The organism is Microbacterium sp. zg-Y625, from assembly GCF_030246925.1.
Taxonomy (GTDB): domain Bacteria; phylum Actinomycetota; class Actinomycetes; order Actinomycetales; family Microbacteriaceae; genus Microbacterium; species Microbacterium jiangjiandongii.
Genome location: NZ_CP126740.1, coordinates 2003585 through 2018657, shown reverse-complemented (window position 1 = coordinate 2018657; position 15073 = coordinate 2003585). Strand labels below are relative to the sequence as shown.

12 protein-coding genes are annotated in these 15073 nt (G+C 71.3%); 9 read left to right on the top strand and 3 right to left on the bottom strand.

Translation table 11 applies throughout. The features are described from left to right. Positions 1-41 precede the first annotated feature (41 nt). Positions 42-662 carry a 50S ribosomal protein L25/general stress protein Ctc gene (locus QNO14_RS09310; RefSeq protein ID WP_257496035.1) on the top strand — a complete coding sequence of 207 codons (621 nt, stop codon included), beginning with the start codon at positions 42-44 and terminating at the stop codon, positions 660-662. 137 nt (positions 663-799) lie between these two features. Then, the gene (gene pth / locus QNO14_RS09305) at positions 800-1384 is read left to right on the top strand and encodes an aminoacyl-tRNA hydrolase (protein ID WP_257496036.1); all 585 of its coding nucleotides are present in this window, start codon (positions 800-802) and stop codon (positions 1382-1384) included. Between the two features lie 175 nt (positions 1385-1559). Here the strand turns inward: pth and QNO14_RS09300 are convergent, their stop codons facing one another. Beyond that, positions 1560-2060 carry a hypothetical protein gene (locus QNO14_RS09300; RefSeq protein WP_257505037.1) on the bottom strand — a complete coding sequence of 167 codons (501 nt, stop codon included), beginning with the start codon at positions 2058-2060 and terminating at the stop codon, positions 1560-1562. 48 nt (positions 2061-2108) lie between these two features. Here QNO14_RS09300 and mfd point away from each other — a divergent pair, with 48 nt between their 5' ends. After that, positions 2109-5723 carry a transcription-repair coupling factor gene (gene mfd, locus QNO14_RS09295; protein ID WP_257496039.1) on the top strand — a complete coding sequence of 1205 codons (3615 nt, stop codon included), beginning with the start codon at positions 2109-2111 and terminating at the stop codon, positions 5721-5723. Between the two features lie 61 nt (positions 5724-5784). After that, positions 5785-5970: a DUF1918 domain-containing protein gene (locus QNO14_RS09290; protein WP_257496040.1), complete on the top strand. Its 186-nt coding sequence runs from the start codon at positions 5785-5787 to the stop codon at positions 5968-5970. A gap of 488 nt (positions 5971-6458) precedes the next feature. Here QNO14_RS09290 and gdhA read toward each other — a convergent pair whose 3' ends face one another. Next, complete coding sequence (gene gdhA / locus QNO14_RS09285; RefSeq protein WP_306814648.1) at positions 6459-7796, bottom strand: NADP-specific glutamate dehydrogenase; 1338 nt, start codon at positions 7794-7796, stop codon at positions 6459-6461. A 293-nt stretch (positions 7797-8089) separates the two neighbouring features. Continuing rightward, complete coding sequence (locus QNO14_RS09280; RefSeq protein WP_257496042.1) at positions 8090-10759, bottom strand: phosphoenolpyruvate carboxylase; 2670 nt, start codon at positions 10757-10759, stop codon at positions 8090-8092. Between the two features lie 131 nt (positions 10760-10890). On the opposite strand from QNO14_RS09280, the gene QNO14_RS09275 reads away from it, so the two are divergent. The 5 genes from QNO14_RS09275 (at position 10891) to QNO14_RS09255 (ending at position 15071) form a co-directional block, all read left to right on the top strand. Continuing rightward, complete coding sequence (locus QNO14_RS09275; protein ID WP_257505035.1) at positions 10891-12093, top strand: Na+/H+ antiporter NhaA; 1203 nt, start codon at positions 10891-10893, stop codon at positions 12091-12093. An 88-nt stretch (positions 12094-12181) separates the two neighbouring features. Next, positions 12182-12817 carry a MazG nucleotide pyrophosphohydrolase domain-containing protein gene (locus QNO14_RS09270; RefSeq protein WP_257505310.1) on the top strand — a complete coding sequence of 212 codons (636 nt, stop codon included), beginning with the start codon at positions 12182-12184 and terminating at the stop codon, positions 12815-12817. A gap of 39 nt (positions 12818-12856) precedes the next feature. Then, positions 12857-14125, top strand: coding sequence for a histidine--tRNA ligase (gene hisS, locus QNO14_RS09265; RefSeq protein WP_257505309.1), 1269 nt, complete (start codon positions 12857-12859; stop codon positions 14123-14125). Positions 14126-14277: 152 nt separating this feature from the next. Further along, entirely contained in the window at positions 14278-14532 is a 255-nt protein-coding gene (locus tag QNO14_RS09260; RefSeq protein ID WP_257505034.1) for a hypothetical protein, read from the top strand. Then, positions 14529-15071 (top strand): hypothetical protein, encoded by a 543-nt coding sequence (locus QNO14_RS09255; protein WP_257505033.1) that lies wholly within the window; start codon positions 14529-14531, stop codon positions 15069-15071. The genes QNO14_RS09260 and QNO14_RS09255 overlap by 4 nt, the downstream gene beginning before the upstream one ends. The last annotated feature ends 2 nt before the right edge of the window (positions 15072-15073 follow it).

Genomic DNA, 15073 nt, shown 5'->3' with positions numbered 1-15073 from the left:
GACCCAGATCTGGGCTGAAGAGCCCGCAAGGAGAAATCATCATGTCGACTGACACCGACACCAAGGTCGTCGCCACCAAGCGCGAGAACTTCGGCAAGGGCTACGCCCGGCGCCTGCGCGCGTCCGGCCAGATCCCTGCCGTCATCTACGGCCACGGCACCGACCCCCTGCACGTGGCTCTGCCCGGGCACCAGATGGCCCTGCTCATCCGCCGCGCCAACGCGGTGCTCGAGCTCGAGCTCGACGGCACGCAGCAGCTGACGCTGGTCAAGGACGTGCAGAAGGACCCCGTGCACCAGATCATCGAGCACATCGACCTGCTCGTGGTGAAGAAGGGCGAGAAGATCGAGGTCGACGTCCCGATCACGGTCGTCGGCGAGCCCTACCCCGGCACCATCGCGAACCTCGACGCCGTCAGCATCCTGCTCGAGGTCGAGGCCACGCACATCCCGCAGTCGATCGAGATCGACGTCGAGGGCCTCGAGGAGGGCGCGCACATCACCGCGGCCGACCTGAAGCTCCCGAAGGGCGCCGCGCTGGTGGCCGACCCCGAGACGCTGATCGTCGCCGTCTCGGTGCCGTCGTCGACGCTCGCCGCTGCGGACGAGATCGAGGCGGCCGACGAGGCCGTCGCCGAGGACCAGTCCGAGGCGTCCGAGTAAGGACCTGCACGAAGAGGGGGTGCGGATTCCGCACCCCCTCTTCGCGTCTCGCGGCGCGGTGATCGGGCGCGTTGCTCGCGGCGATGGCGCGGGTCGCTCGCGGTGATGGGGCGCGTCGCTCCGACAGGATGGATGACATGGCTGACACCTGGCTCGTGGTGGGACTGGGCAATCCCGGCCCCCGGTATGAGATGACGCGGCACAACATCGGGCAGATGGTCGTGGACGAGCTCGCCTCGCGGCGCTCCGAGACGTTCCGTGCGCACAAGGCGAACGCCCGCGCGGCCGAGACGTGGCTGCGCCCGGGTGGCGACAAGATCGTGCTGGCCAAGCCCAACAGCTTCATGAACGTGTCGGGTGGGCCGGTGGCCAACCTGGCATCCTTCTACGGGGTGCCGCCCGAGCGTGTGGTCGTCGTGCATGACGAGCTGGACATCCCGTTCGACACCATCAAGCTCAAGGTCGGCGGCGGGCACGGGGGACACAACGGCGTCCGCGACGTCGCCAAGGCTCTCGGAACCCCCGACTTCGCGCGGGTGCGGGTGGGGATCGGCCGGCCGCCGGGACGGCAGGATGCGGCGGACTGGGTGCTGGACCCGTTCGGCCCGACCGAGCGGAAGACGCTGCCGGTACTGGTCTCCGATGCCGCCGACGCTGTGGAGCAGCTCATCGGCGAGGGCCTCCTCGCCGCGCAGCAGCGTCATCACGCCCCTCGCGAGTGAGTATTCGTGCTCGCGAGTGAGTATTCGTGCTCGCGAGTGAGTATTCGCCTCCGCTCGCACGGATCATCTATATAGCGGCGGGTACTCACTCGGCACCGCGGGTACTCACTCGGCATTGTGAATACTCACTCGGCACCGCGAATACTCACTCGGCGCGACGAATACTCACTCGGCGTCAGAGGGAGCCGGACGTGCCGGCGCTGAAGGCGATCACGACGGCCACGGCGAACACCGCGGGACCGAGCGCCGCCGCCACCACCGCGGCAACGCCCTGTCCGCGACCCCGCTGCTGCGCGATCGCGACGATCCCCTGCACGAGCGCCCAGGTTCCCAGCGCGGTGCCGGCCCAGAAGCTCAGCTCCGCGGCCAGCACCGACCCCCGCGCGGGAGCGAGGTAGGCCCAGTCGAACTCGGTGGCCCGGCCCGCGAGGATCGCCGCCCCGGCGACCTCACCGACCCGCACGCATGCGACGGCGGCGATCACTGAGGCGAGCACGGCGGCCGCGAGCGCCAGCACGAGCGCGACAGTCCCGAGCGTCGCCGGGCGCGCGGCCTGCGGCGCGCGCAAGGGCGGCGGCCCGGCGAAGGCCTGCACCGGGTAGCCGTACATCGGCGGTGCGGCGGACGGCGTGGGATACGGGGGCTGGGATGCCGAAGGCGCGGGGTGGTCGCTCACGGCCCCATCCTAGGAGTGGGTGTCCGTCGGCGGTCGTAGACTCGTAGCGTGACAGTTCCCGGGATCGTGCGCGCCCTCATGCAGGCCGACTCCTTCCGGGAGGCGGTGGACTCAGCGCCGGTCGACACCGACTTCTCGATCGTCGAAGGCCTCGACGCCCCGCTTCTCGCCGCGCTCATCGAGCGTCGCCGCGAGGCAGGCAAACCGGCCGCCCTCCTCGCGATCGCTCCGACCGGCCGCCGCGCCGAGTCGCTCGGCATGGCGCTGGGGGAGATGCTTCCGGGCGCGATCGTGCATCATTTCCCGGCGTGGGAGACGCTGCCGCATGAACGGCTGAGCCCGAGCGCCGAAACGGTCGGGCAGCGCCTTGCGGTCCTGCGGGATGTCGCCGCGTGGGACGGCACGGTGCCCCTCGTCGTCACGGCCTCCGTCCGCAGCGCCGTGCAGCCCATCGCCGGCGGGCTCACCGACATCGATGCCGTGCACTTGGTGGCCGGCGCCCGCGGCCACGATCTCGGCGACGTCGCCCGGCGGCTCGTCGAGCTGGCGTACCACCGCGTCGACATGGTCTCCCGACGGGGCGAATTCGCGATGCGCGGCGGCATCCTCGACGTCTTCCCTCCCGTCGCCGATCACCCGTACCGCGTCGAGTTCTTCGGCGACGAGGTGGACGAGATCCGCGCGTTCTCGGTCGCCGACCAGCGCTCGCTTCCGGGCGAGGTGAAGGAGGTCACCCTCATCCCGAGCCGGGAGCTGCTGCTCACCGAGGCGGTCCGTGAGCGGGCCCGCGGCCTGGCCGGGCAGTACCCGGGACTCGCCGGCATGCTGGAGAAGATGGCGGAGGGCATCCCGGCCGAGGGCATGGAATCCCTCCTGCCGGTGCTGGTGGATGAGATCGTCACGATCGCCGACTACCTCCCGCGCGGCACCGCGGCCGCACTCCTGGACCCCGAGCGCTCGATCACGCGCGCGATGACGCTGGGTGACACCAACCGCGAGTTCCTCGAGGCGGCGTGGAGCGCAGCCACCGCCGGCGCCGACAGCCCCGTCGACCTCGGGGCCGGCGACTTCCTCACCCTCCCGCAGCTGCAGCAGGCCGCGCACGACCGCGACGGGGTGTGGTGGACGTTCAGCGCGTTCGACTCCGGGGCAGCGGATGCCACGGCTGAGGGCCTCATCGACGTCGACGTCGCGCTGGAGCACGCCGCCGCCGTGCGGGTGTCCGCCCGTCCCGTGCCGTCCTTCCACGGCAACGTCGACGGCGCGACCGCCCACATCGGCGAGCTGCTGGCGGACGGCTGGCGCGTCGTCGTGGCTGCGTCCGGGGCGGGACTGGTCGAACGCGCCCGCGCGGTGCTGGCGGACCGCGGCCTCGCCGCGCGGGAAGTGCCGGATGTGCACGGCATCCCCGAGACAGGCGTCGCGCTGACGGTCGTCGCGACCCTGGAGCGCGGTTTCGAGGTGCCCGACGCCAAGGTCGCCGTGCTCACCGAGTCGGAGTTCTACGGCCGCACGATCGGCAGCGACGGTCGCGTCGTGAAGAAGCTCGCCTCGCGTCGCCGCAATGTCGTCGACCCGCTGCAGCTGAAGGCAGGGGACTACGTCGTCCACGCCACCCACGGCATCGGCCGCTTCGTCGAGCTGATGCAGCGCGAGGTCTCCAGCGGCGGCCGCAACGCCGTGAAGACCCAGCGCGAGTACCTCGTGCTGGAATACGCTCCCTCCAAGCGCGGGTACCCGGGCGACAAGCTCTACGTCCCCACCGATCAACTGGACCTGCTGTCGAAATACGTCGGAGGCGAGGCCCCGGCACTGTCCAAGATGGGCGGCAGCGACTGGGCGCAGGCCAAGAGCAAGGCGCGCCGCGCGGTGCGGGACATCGCGGTGGACCTCGTGAAGCTGTACTCGGCGCGCATGGCGGCCAAGGGCCACGCGTTCGGCCCGGACACCCCCTGGCAGCGGGAGCTGGAAGAGGCCTTCCCCTTCGCCGAGACCCCCGACCAGCTGCAGACGATCGACGAGATCAAGGCAGACATGGAGAAGCCGATCCCGATGGACCGGCTGCTGTCGGGAGACGTCGGGTTCGGCAAGACCGAGGTGGCGGTGCGGGCGGCCTTCAAGGCGATCCAGGACGGCAAGCAGGTCGCGATGCTCGTACCGACCACGCTGCTGGTCAAGCAGCACCTGGAGACGTTCACGGAGCGCTTCGCCGGATTCCCGGTCAAGGTGCGCGCCCTCTCGCGCTTCCAGAGCGACAAAGAGGCCCGCGAGGTCGTCGCGGGACTCTTGGACGGCACCGTCGACATGGTCATCGGCACGCACCGCATCCTCACCGAGAAGGTCATCTTCAAGGACCTCGGCCTGCTGATCATCGATGAGGAGCAGCGCTTCGGTGTCGAGCACAAGGAGCAGCTGAAGAAGCTCAAGACCAACGTCGACCTTCTCGCGATGAGCGCGACGCCCATCCCGCGCACGCTCGAGATGGCGGTCACCGGCATCCGGGAGATGTCGACGCTGCAGACCCCGCCCGAGGACCGGCATCCGATCCTCACGTATGTCGGCGCGCGCAGCGACAAGCAGATCGCCGCCGCCATCCGTCGCGAGCTGCTGCGCGAAGGACAGGTGTTCTACGTGCACAACCGGGTGTCGTCCATCCAGCGGGTCGCCGCGCACCTCGCCGAGATCGTCCCGGAGGCCCGCGTCGCCGTGGCGCACGGCCAGATGGGCGAGCACGCCCTGGAGCAGGTCGTCGACGACTTCTGGGAGCGCCGAGCCGACGTGCTGGTGTGCACCACGATCATCGAGACGGGCCTCGACATCTCCAACGCCAACACGATCATCATCGACCGCGCCGACAAGTACGGTCTCAGCCAGCTGCACCAGCTGCGCGGCCGCGTCGGGCGCGGGCGGGAGCGGGCGTACGCCTATTTCCTGTACGACGACATGAAGCCGCTGAGTGAGACCGCCGCCGACCGTCTGGAGACGATCGCGGTGAACAACGACCTGGGGTCGGGGATGCAGGTGGCGCTCAAGGACCTGGAACTCCGCGGTGCCGGCAACCTCTTGGGCGCCGAGCAGGCCGGGCACATCGCCGGGGTGGGCTTCGACCTGTACCTCCGGATGATCGGCGAGGCCGTCGCCACGTTCCGTGGCGAGGATGTCGAAGGGCCGGCCGAGCTGCGGCTGGAGCTGCCGGTGCAGGCCCGGATCCCGGAGTCGTACATCGACAGCGAGCGGCTGCGCCTCGAGGCCTACCAGAAGCTCTCGGCGGCGGCATCCGCCACCGCCAAGGACGACGCCATCGACCTCGTCATCGAGGAGCTGACGGACCGGTACGGCGACCTGCCGCCCGAGACGGAGGGGCTGTTCGCCGTGGCGCGACTGCGGCGGCGGGCCGCCCAGTCCGGGCTCACCGACGTCGTGGCGATGGGCCCGAACCTGCGCGTCGCGCCCGCGCACCTGCCCGACTCGCTGCGCGTGCGCCTGCAGCGGCTGTACCCCAAGGGCAAGCTGCTGGCCGGGGGAGACGCGATGGTCGTGCCGATGCCGACCGCCGGTGGTGAGGCGCTCGCGGACCGGGATCTCATCGCCTGGGTCTCGCAGCTGCTGGACCAGTTCTTCCCGCTTTCGGCGCCGGCGGTGCAGGAGAAGGCGGCCGGCTGACGCTCACCCCCTCGCGCGCGTGCCCGGGGCGTCGTACGGTGGGCGCCGGAGGTGGTCGACGATGAAAGCCGCAGTGGGGGATCGCATCCGCATCCACGGTCGCACCGTGGGCGCGCCGGAGCGCGAGGGCATCGTGACGGAGGTCACCGGCGACCCGACGTCGCCGCTGCTCACGGTCACGTTCGACGACGGCCACGAGGGCATTCTGTCTCCGGGCTCGGATTGCGAGATCACGCACGTCGAGTGAGTATTCGCTGCGCCGAGTGAGTATTCGCTGCGCCGAGTGAGTACTCGCTGCGCCGAGTGAGTACTCAGCGCGGCGAGTGCGGCATTCTACGTCTCGCGCCCGGCGCCAACCTAGGTCCCTCATCGCATGCGCGCCCCTATGTGAGGAGGGGTCCGTTTGCGACGACCCAGCGGCCACCGGCGGAGCGGCCCGGGCCTCGGCGTGGGTTCGGTGGTCGCGTTCGGCCCTTGCCGCGCGCGGCGGGGTCCGTTCGCGGCGACCGAGCGCCCCCAGGACGGTAGACCCCGCTCTTGGAGCGGTTCAGTGGTCGCGTCTGTCCCGTTGCGGCGCCCGGAGGGTCCGTTCGCGACGACCGAAGCCCGGGAAGGGACGCAGGAGAGCACTCGCCGCCGCGAATACTCACTCCGTGCCGCGAGTACTCACTCGGTGCCGCGAGTACTCACTCGGCGCCGCGAATACTCACTCGACGCCGCGAATACTCACTCGCGTCAGATGACGCCCTGGGCCAGCATCGCGTGGGCGACCCGCTCGAAGCCGGCGGAGTTCGCGCCGACGACGTAGTCGCCCGGGTGCCCGTAGCGCTCGGCGGCAGCGAAGGCCGAGTCGTGCACGCCCTTCATGATGGCCTGCAGCTTGCGCTCGCTGTCGGCGAAGCTCCAGCGCTGACGCGACGCGTTCTGGCTCATCTCCAGCGCGGATGTCGCGACGCCGCCGGCGTTGGCGGCCTTACCCGGGCCGAACAGCACCCCGGCGCGCTGGAAGGCCGCGACCGCCCCCGGCGTCGACGGCATGTTTGCGCCCTCGGCGACCGCGCGCACCCCGTTGGCGATGAGCATGTCCGCGTCGTCCGCGTCGAGCTCGTTCTGCGTTGCCGAGGGAATCGCGACATCCACCGGCACCTCCCACGGCCGCCTGCCCTCGACGAAGCGGGCGCGGGGACGCTGCGCGGCGTACGCCGAGATCCGCTCGCGGTCGATCTCCTTCACCTGGCGCAGCAGCACGAGGTCGATGCCGGCGTCGTCGACGACGTACCCGGACGAGTCCGATGCCGTCACCGGGGTCGCGCCCAGCTGGTAGGCCTTGTCGATCGCGTAGACCGCCACGTTGCCCGCGCCCGAGACGGCGACGCGCTTGCCGTGCAGGGAGTCGCCGTGGACGGCCAGCATCTCCTGCGCGAAGAACACCGCGCCGTAACCGGTCGCCTCGGTGCGCACCTCGGCCCCGCCCCACTGCACGCCCTTGCCGGTGAACATCCCGGATTCGTGGCGGTTGGTGATCTTGCGGTACTGGCCGAAGAGGTATCCGATCTCGCGGGCCCCCACGCCGATGTCACCGGCCGGCACGTCGGTGTGCTCGCCCAGGTGGCGGTACAGCTCGTTCATGAACGACTGGCAGAAGCGCATGATCTCGGCATCCGACCGGCCGTGGGGGTCGAAGTCGCTGCCGCCCTTGGCGCCGCCGATGCCCTGCCCGGTGAGCGCGTTCTTGAAGATCTGCTCGAAGCCGAGGAACTTGATGATCGACAGGTTCACCGACGGGTGGAAGCGCAGGCCGCCCTTGTAGGGACCCAGCACCGAGGAGAACTGCACGCGGAAGCCGCGGTTGACCTGCAGGCGCCCGGCATCATCGACCCACGGCACGCGGAACATGATCTGCCGCTCCGGCTCCACGATGCGCTCGAGGATGCCGCCCTCGACGAACTGCGGATGCCGCTCCAGCACGGGGGCGATGGAGGAGAGCACCTCGTGCACGGCCTGCTGGAACTCGGGTTCGTGCGGGTTTCGCGCGACGACGGTCTCGAAGACGTCGCGGACAGAGGCGGGCAGGGCGACGAGGGTCTCGGTCACAGGTGGAGCTTTCTTGCCGACGGGTGAGGCAGACCGCGCGAAACGGCCCGCTCCACCCTACCCGCGGTTCACGAGGGCCCCGACGCGTGTGACGTCACGGATGCCGCGGGCACGGGCCCGGCGCGCGGACGAACAGCTCCGGCATCCGTCCGGCGTGCTCAACTCCTCAAGAACGGGCCCTGGTGGGCCGAATCAGGGCTGACTCCGCGCTCAGGCGCACGAAGTCGAGGAGTTGGGCCGCGCGCGCCCCGCGAAACGACCCGCCCGCGCGCTCACCCGGTGTTCTGCAGGCCCGCGGCGACGCCCGATACGGACAGCAGCAGCAGGTGCCGGGTGTCGGCGGCATCCGTCTCACTCATCCCGTTCTCGCGCAGTGCGCGCAGCGCCCGCAGCTGCAGCAGCGACAGCGCGTCGACGTAGGGGCTGCGCATCTTCACCGCCCGCTGCAGCACCGGCTTGCTCGCCAGCAGGTCTCGGCCGCCGGTCAGACGGATGACCCAGTCACGGGTGAGGGTCATCTCGTCCATCACGAGGTCCGCGAGATCGGGCCGGTCGCCGAGCTGCAGGTACTCGCGAGCGATGCGCGGGTCGGCCTTGGCGAGGCTCATCGCGACGTTGTCGACGAGGGTGCGCAGCAGCGGCCACTGCTCGTACGCCTCACGCAGCAGCGGCTCGTCGCCCACCGCCTGCAGCGCCGTGCCGAGGCCGAACCAGCCGGCCAGGTTGATGCGCGCCTGCGTCCACGCGAACACCCACGGGATGGCGCGGAGGTCCTCCAGGGACTCGACCGAGAGGCCGCGCCGGGCGGGGCGCGAGCCGAGCGCCAGCATGCCGACCTCTTCCATCGGCGTCACGGTCGCGAACCAGGGGGCGAACCCCGGCGCCTTCACGAGCGAGAAGAACCGCTCCCGCGAGGCCGCGTCCATCGTGGCGGCGACGTCGGCGTACCGTGCCGCCGCAGCGCTGTTGCGCTCCTCGTTGGAGGGGGCGGATGCCAGCAGGATCGCCGCGGCCACCTGGTCGATGTGGCGCATCGCGATGGCGGGGTCGCCGTAGCGGGCGAAGATCACCTCACCCTGCTCGGTGAGCTTGAACCGGCCGTCGACGGAGTGCGGCGGCTGCGCGAGGATCGCGGAGTTGGCCGGCCCGCCGCCGCGCCCGAGGGCGCCGCCGCGGCCGTGGAACAGCGTCAGTTCGATGCCGTTGGTCTGGGCCCACGCGCCGATCTTCGCCTGCGCCTCGTAGAGCGCGAGGTTCGCGGCGACGGGTCCGACGTCCTTGGACGAGTCGGAATAGCCGAGCATGACCTCCAGTCGGCGACCCGTCGCCTCCAGGCGCGCCTGGAACTGCGGGTGCTCGACGATCTCGGCGAGGATGCCGGGGGCCGCCTGCAGGTCGGCGAACGTCTCGAACAGCGGAATGACGTCGAGGGTCGGGGGAGTGCCTCCCGGGCCGACGGCGTAGCGGGCGAGGCGGTGGACGGCGGCGAGGTCGTCGGCGGAGCGGGTGAACGAGACGATGTAGCGACCGGCGGCGCGGATGCCGTAGCGCTCCTGCACGAACGCGACGGCGCGGAAGGTGTCCAGCACCTCCTCGGTGAGGTCGCTGCGGGGGCCGCCGGCGTCGAGCTCGGCCAGCACCTTCTTGTGCACGTCGGAGTGCTGTCGCACTTCGAGCTCGGCGAGGTGGAAGCCGTAGGTCTCCACCTGCCAGATGAGCTGCTGCAGCGCGCCGTACGCCTGGCGCGCGGCGTTTCCCTGCACGAGCGAGTCCTGGATGACCCGCAGGTGTGCCAGCAGCTGCTCCGGCTCCGTGTACGCCAGGTCGGCGTTGCGGGCGCCGGTGGCGGCGATCCGGCGCGCGATCAGCAGCAGCACCCGGCGGTGGGGCTCATCGGGGGAGCGCTTGGCGATCTCGTCGGCGGCGTCCTCGTCGCTCGCCCGCAGCCGGTGCCAGAGGGCGAGGAGCTCGTCGCTGGGAGGGGTGGTGGCGGCATCCAGCGTGAGCGCGCGACCGATGCGGTTCGCGGCGCGCTCGAGGCCGAGCAGCACGTGCTCGCTCGCGATCGCCGCGGCGCGGCGGGTGACGGCGGCGGTGACGAAGGGGTTCCCGTCGCGGTCTCCACCCACCCAGGTGCCCAGGCGCACGAACGGAGCCACGACGGGCGGGCGGCTGCCGGCGAGCGGCCCCTGCAGCGCGTCGTCGACGCGGCGGTAGACCTGCGGCACGGCGGTGAAGAGGGTCTCGTCGAAGACGCTCATCACCGAGCGCACCTCGTCGGTGGGCGACGGCTTCTCGGGGCGCAGTGGCGCGGTGCGCCAGAGCGTGTCGATCTCCTCGAGCATGCGGCCCTCGACGCGGCGTCGCTCCGTGCTCGTGGGCAACGACGCGTCGTGTTCGATCAGCAGGCCGGCCAGGCGGCGGATGCCGGTGGACACCGCACGGCGGCGCGCCTCGGTGGGGTGAGCGGTGAAGACGGGGTGAAAGCGCAGGGCGCGCAGCCGCTCGAGCGCGACGTCGTCGCCGACCTCCTCGGAGAGGCGTCCGTACGCGGCGGCCACCGTGTCGACGTCGGCCCGGTCGGGATCGGCGTCGCGCTCGCGCAGGATGCGCACGCGCTGGTGCTCTTCGGCGAGGTTCACGAGGTGGAAGTAGCAGGTGAAGGCTCGGGCGACCTCTTCGGCACGGGCCAGCGTGAAGCCGTCGGCGATCGCCGCGGCACGCCGGTAGGCGGCATCCGTCTCGTCGGTGTACGCCTGGATCGTCGCCGTCCGCAGCCGCTCCACGTCGTCGTACAGGCCGGGGGTGCCGCTCTCACGCAGCACGTCGCCCAGCAGTGCCCCCAGCAGGCGCACGTCGGCGCGCATCTGCTCGGGCAGTTCCTGACCGGCTTCGAAGCGGCCGACCAGATCGATGGCCTCGGTGGGGGTGACTTCACGCATGGGTTCAACGCTAACGCGACGCCGCGGTTGCATTTCGCTTCGCTACGATGGACGCCGGTGCGCCGGGAAGTCTGGTCGGCTCGCGCTCGGGTGTCGAGGGCGGAAGCTGCCACCCGACCCCTGGAGGTCCGATGTCCTTGCTGCGCTCGGCGCGATTGCCCGCCGTCATCCTGCTCACGGCCGCCATCGCCGCCCTGATCATCGCGAACACGCCGCTCGGCGAGGCCGTCGTGGGTGTCAAGGAGACGTACGTCGGCATTCCCGGCGTCTTCGAGATGTCGGTGGGGCACTGGGTGCAGGACGGCCTGCTCGCCATCTTCTTCTTCACCGTGGCTGTCGAGCTGCAGTTCGAGCTCACCAACGGCGAGCTCAACTCCGCACGCCGCGCCCTGCAGCCGGCGATCGCGGCTGCAGGTGGCGTGCTGGTGCCCATCGTGATCTTCCTGATCTTCGCCGGCGGATCCGACTCCGCCGCGGGCTGGCCCATCCCCACCGCGACGGACATCGCCTTCGCCCTCGGCGTGCTCGCCGTCTTCGGCAAGGGGCTGCCCTCCGGCATCCGCATTTTCCTGCTGGCGCTGGCGATCCTCGACGACATCGTCGGCATCGTCTTCATCGCGGTGCTCTTCACCACCGACGTCAACATCGGCCTGCTCGCGCTCGCTGCGCTCGCCGTCATCGTCTTCGGGGTGCTCAGCCGCCGACTCGACACGCGCGCCCGTGTCCCGCTCACGATCCTGCTGGTGCTCCTCGCGATCGCCGCGTGGGTGCTGGTCTACCTCTCCGGCGTGCACGCCACGCTCGCCGGCGTCGCCCTGGGGCTCGCGATGGCCCAGCGTCCGGCGCTGCGCACCCGACACGCCCTCGAGCCGTGGGTCAACGGCATCGTGCTGCCGCTGTTCGCGTTCTCCGCCGCACTGGTCGTCATCCCCCAGGTGTCGCCGACCGAGCTGTCGCCGGCGTTCTGGGGCATCGTCGTCGGGCTGCCGGTCGGCAAGATCATCGGCATCACGCTCTTCGGCTGGATCTCGCTGCGGATCGGCAACCGGGGGGCGGCGCCGCACCTGTCCCTCCTGGACCTGCTCGCCGCGGGCTCGCTCGGCGGCATCGGGTTCACCGTCTCGCTCCTGCTGTCGGAACTGGCGTTCGCCGGCGACCCCCTCGTGCGCGACGAGGCGACGCTCGGTGTGCTGGCGGGGTCGGGCATCGCCCTGATCGTCGCGGGCCTGCTCGTCTCGCAGCGCGCGCGCCACTTCCGGCGCCTGGCCACGTCCGAATCAGACCGCGAGCAGGCACCGCGCCCGCCGTCGCCCACGGGCGGTCAGCTGAACTGACGGGCACAATGGTGCGGTGACCACCAGCGACGCTTCCGCACTGCCCGCATCCGACGGGGACGACGCGCTCCGCGCCGCCGCCGACACCATGCGCGCGGTACGCGAGCGGTGCGTCTGGACGCAGCAGATCGACCACCGTGCGCTCGTGCCCTACCTGGTGGAAGAGGCGGCCGAACTCGTGGATGCCGTCGAGGCGGGGTCCCGCGAGGACCTCCGCGAGGAGCTCGGCGACCTGCTCTGGCAGGTGCTGTTCCACGCACAGGTGGCCGCGAGCGACCCCGACGACCCGTTCGACATCGACGACGTCGCCCGTGACCTCACCGAGAAGATGGTGCGGCGGCATCCGCACGTCTTCGCCGGCGAGACCGCGACCACACCCGAAGAGGTGCTCGTGCACTGGAACGCGGCGAAGGCCGCCGAGAAGCACGCCCGCACCAGCGTGCTCGACGGGGTGTCGCGGCACATGCCCTCGCTCGCCCTCGCGCAGAAGCTGCTCGGCAAGGCAGCGTCGGTGGGGGTCACGGTCGCCGCGCCCTTCGACGGCGATGCGCCGCCCCCGGCACCCGCCCCCGCTCTCGGCGATGAGGCGGCGCTCGGTGACGCCCTGCTCGCACTCGTCGCAACGGCCCGCGCCCGCGGGTGGGACGCCGAGCGTGCGCTGCGCGAGCGACTGCGGGGTCTGGAGGGGGAGATCCGCGCGGCGGAGCACCCCCGGGGTTCCTGAGAGAATCGTTCCGTGGCATCCGTCAATCCGCCGCGCGGCATGCGCGACTTCCTCCCCGCAGACAAGACCCGTCGCGAGCGCGTGCTCGCCGTCATCCGTGAGCGCTACCGCGCCCACGGGTTCGACGAGATCGAGACCCCCGTGCTCGAGGAGTACGGTCGCCTCCATGCCGGCATCGGCGGCGACAACGAGAAGCTCGCCTTCAACATCCTCAAGCGCGGGCTGGATGCCGACGCGGTGCGGGCCGCCGCCGACGCGCCGGCCCTCGACGTCGCGGCGCTCGCCGACCTCGGCCTGCGCTACGACCTCACGGTGCCCTTGGCGCGGTTCTACGCCACCCACCGCGCGGAGCTTCCGAGTGTGTTCCGCTCGATCCAGATCGCCCCGGTGTGGCGCGCCGAGCGCCCGCAGAAGGGTCGCTACCGCCAGTTCGTGCAGTGCGACATCGACATCATCGGCGACGCGTCGGCGCGCGCGGAGGCGGAGCTCATCGTCGCGAGCCTCGACGCGCTCGACGCGCTGGGCCTCGAGGGTGGCAGCATCCGCATCAATGACCGCCGACTGCTCGACGCGATGCTCGACGTCTTCGGCTTCACCGCCGATGAGCGCCCCGGGGTGCTCATCACGATCGACAAGCTCGACAAGATCGGTCCCGCCGGGGTCGTCGCGGAACTGCGCGACCGCGGAGCCACCGCGACGGCGGCGGACGCCCTCGAGGCCTTCCTCACCCGGCCGCACGCGGGGGAGCAGCACCCCTTCGGCGAGCCCCAGATCCGCGCCGCACTGCCCGACGGCGTCCCCGACGACGTCGTGGCCCACCTGGTGTCGCTGGGGGCGACGGTGGCGGCCGCGCGCGGCGGCGGTGACGTGCCGCTCGTCTTCGACCCGTTCCTCGTGCGCGGCATGGGCTACTACACCGGCACGATCTTCGAGCTCGCCCACCCGAGCGTCGGCTACTCGCTGGGCGGCGGCGGGCGTTATGACGGCATGATCGGGCGGTTCCTCGGTCAGGACGTTCCTGCGGTCGGGTTCTCGATCGGCTTCGAGCGCATCGTCGACCTGCTCGCGGACGCGTCGGGTGCCGACGACATCGCGATCGTCCTCGTCCACGACCGCGACGTGCCGATGGCCGAGCTCCTCGCCCACAAGGCGGCCTTCGTGGCATCCGGTGCGCGGGTGCGGCTGGAGCAGCGGACGAAGAACCTCAAGGGTCTGCTCGAGCGGGCGGCGAACGACGGTTACACCGCCTTCGCGACGTTGCCGGCCGGTGCCACGCCCGGCCAGCTCGAGGTGAAGCCGCTCGGCTGATCCCGCGCCGCCTGTCGCGTCCCTCCTTTCGCGCTCGCCTGTCGCATATCGCCGGATCCGGACCCGGGAAACCGCGATCCGCGACAGGCGAGCCGGGGCCGCGTGTCAAGAGCCGGTTGACATGAGCGTGACGTCAAGGATACGTTGACGTCATGAAGAACATCAGCAGTCGGGCGTCCGAAGCGATCGGGCGCGTCAAGTGGGTCGCGATCATCGGCATGCTCGCCGGAGCGGTGGTGCTCTTCGTCGCCATCGGCTTCGAGTGGCGTGGCTTCTGGGGTGGGGCGGTGCAGGGCGCCGGCATCGGGCTGATGGCGGTGGGGGCGTATTTCTGGGGCTATGGCAACGGCATCGGCCGGGCGGAGCCGCAGGCGGCGTGGCTTCCCAGCCGGGACGACCGGGCGTGAGCGATCTGGCCGACGCCGTCGGCCGGGCGGTCCTCGCGGCCGCGCAGGTCGACGACAGCGCCGCGATCGGGGTGCCCGAGCACCTCGCCCTCATCAACGCCGCGGCACGCGCGGAGGGCGAGGCCCGCGCGATCCTGCAGCGATCGGTCGCCGCCGCCCGCGGTGGGGGAGCGAGCTGGGCCCTGATCGGCGCGGAGCTGGGCATGTCGCGCCAGGCGGCGCAGCAGCGGTTCGGGAATGCGTCGGATGCCGCGCCCGACCTCCCCGGCGCGGCCGCCGACGAGCGGTGGCTCGGTCCCGTCACCGCGTTCGACGAGATGCCCGAACTCGAGGCGGCCGGTCGAGCGGGCTGGCGCACGGTCGAGGCGGGCATGCTCTCGCATCGGATGCTCCGCACCGACACCCAGTGGGAACACCGCCGGATCTTCTGGCGCACGTCGCTCGCGGCCGAAGAGCGCGACGGCTGGCAGGTGGGCTGCCGGGCCTTCCCCTGGATCTACCTCGTGCGCGATCGGGGGATCCCGCCCGAGGGCACGTGATC

Bases quoted from the DNA above. Each gene is read 5' to 3' on its own strand.
- QNO14_RS09280 (WP_257496042.1), bottom strand. From the start codon at position 10,759: ATGCGTGAAGTCACCCCCACCGAGGCCATCGATCTGGTCGGCCGCTTC.
- pth (WP_257496036.1), top strand. From the start codon at position 800: ATGGCTGACACCTGGCTCGTGGTGGGACTGGGCAATCCCGGCCCCCGG.
- QNO14_RS09275 (WP_257505035.1), top strand. From the start codon at position 10,891: ATGTCCTTGCTGCGCTCGGCGCGATTGCCCGCCGTCATCCTGCTCACG.
- QNO14_RS09270 (WP_257505310.1), top strand. From the start codon at position 12,182: ATGCGCGCGGTACGCGAGCGGTGCGTCTGGACGCAGCAGATCGACCAC.
- QNO14_RS09290 (WP_257496040.1), top strand. From the start codon at position 5,785: ATGAAAGCCGCAGTGGGGGATCGCATCCGCATCCACGGTCGCACCGTG.
- hisS (WP_257505309.1), top strand. From the start codon at position 12,857: ATGCGCGACTTCCTCCCCGCAGACAAGACCCGTCGCGAGCGCGTGCTC.
- QNO14_RS09260 (WP_257505034.1), top strand. From the start codon at position 14,278: ATGAAGAACATCAGCAGTCGGGCGTCCGAAGCGATCGGGCGCGTCAAG.
- QNO14_RS09310 (WP_257496035.1), top strand. From the start codon at position 42: ATGTCGACTGACACCGACACCAAGGTCGTCGCCACCAAGCGCGAGAAC.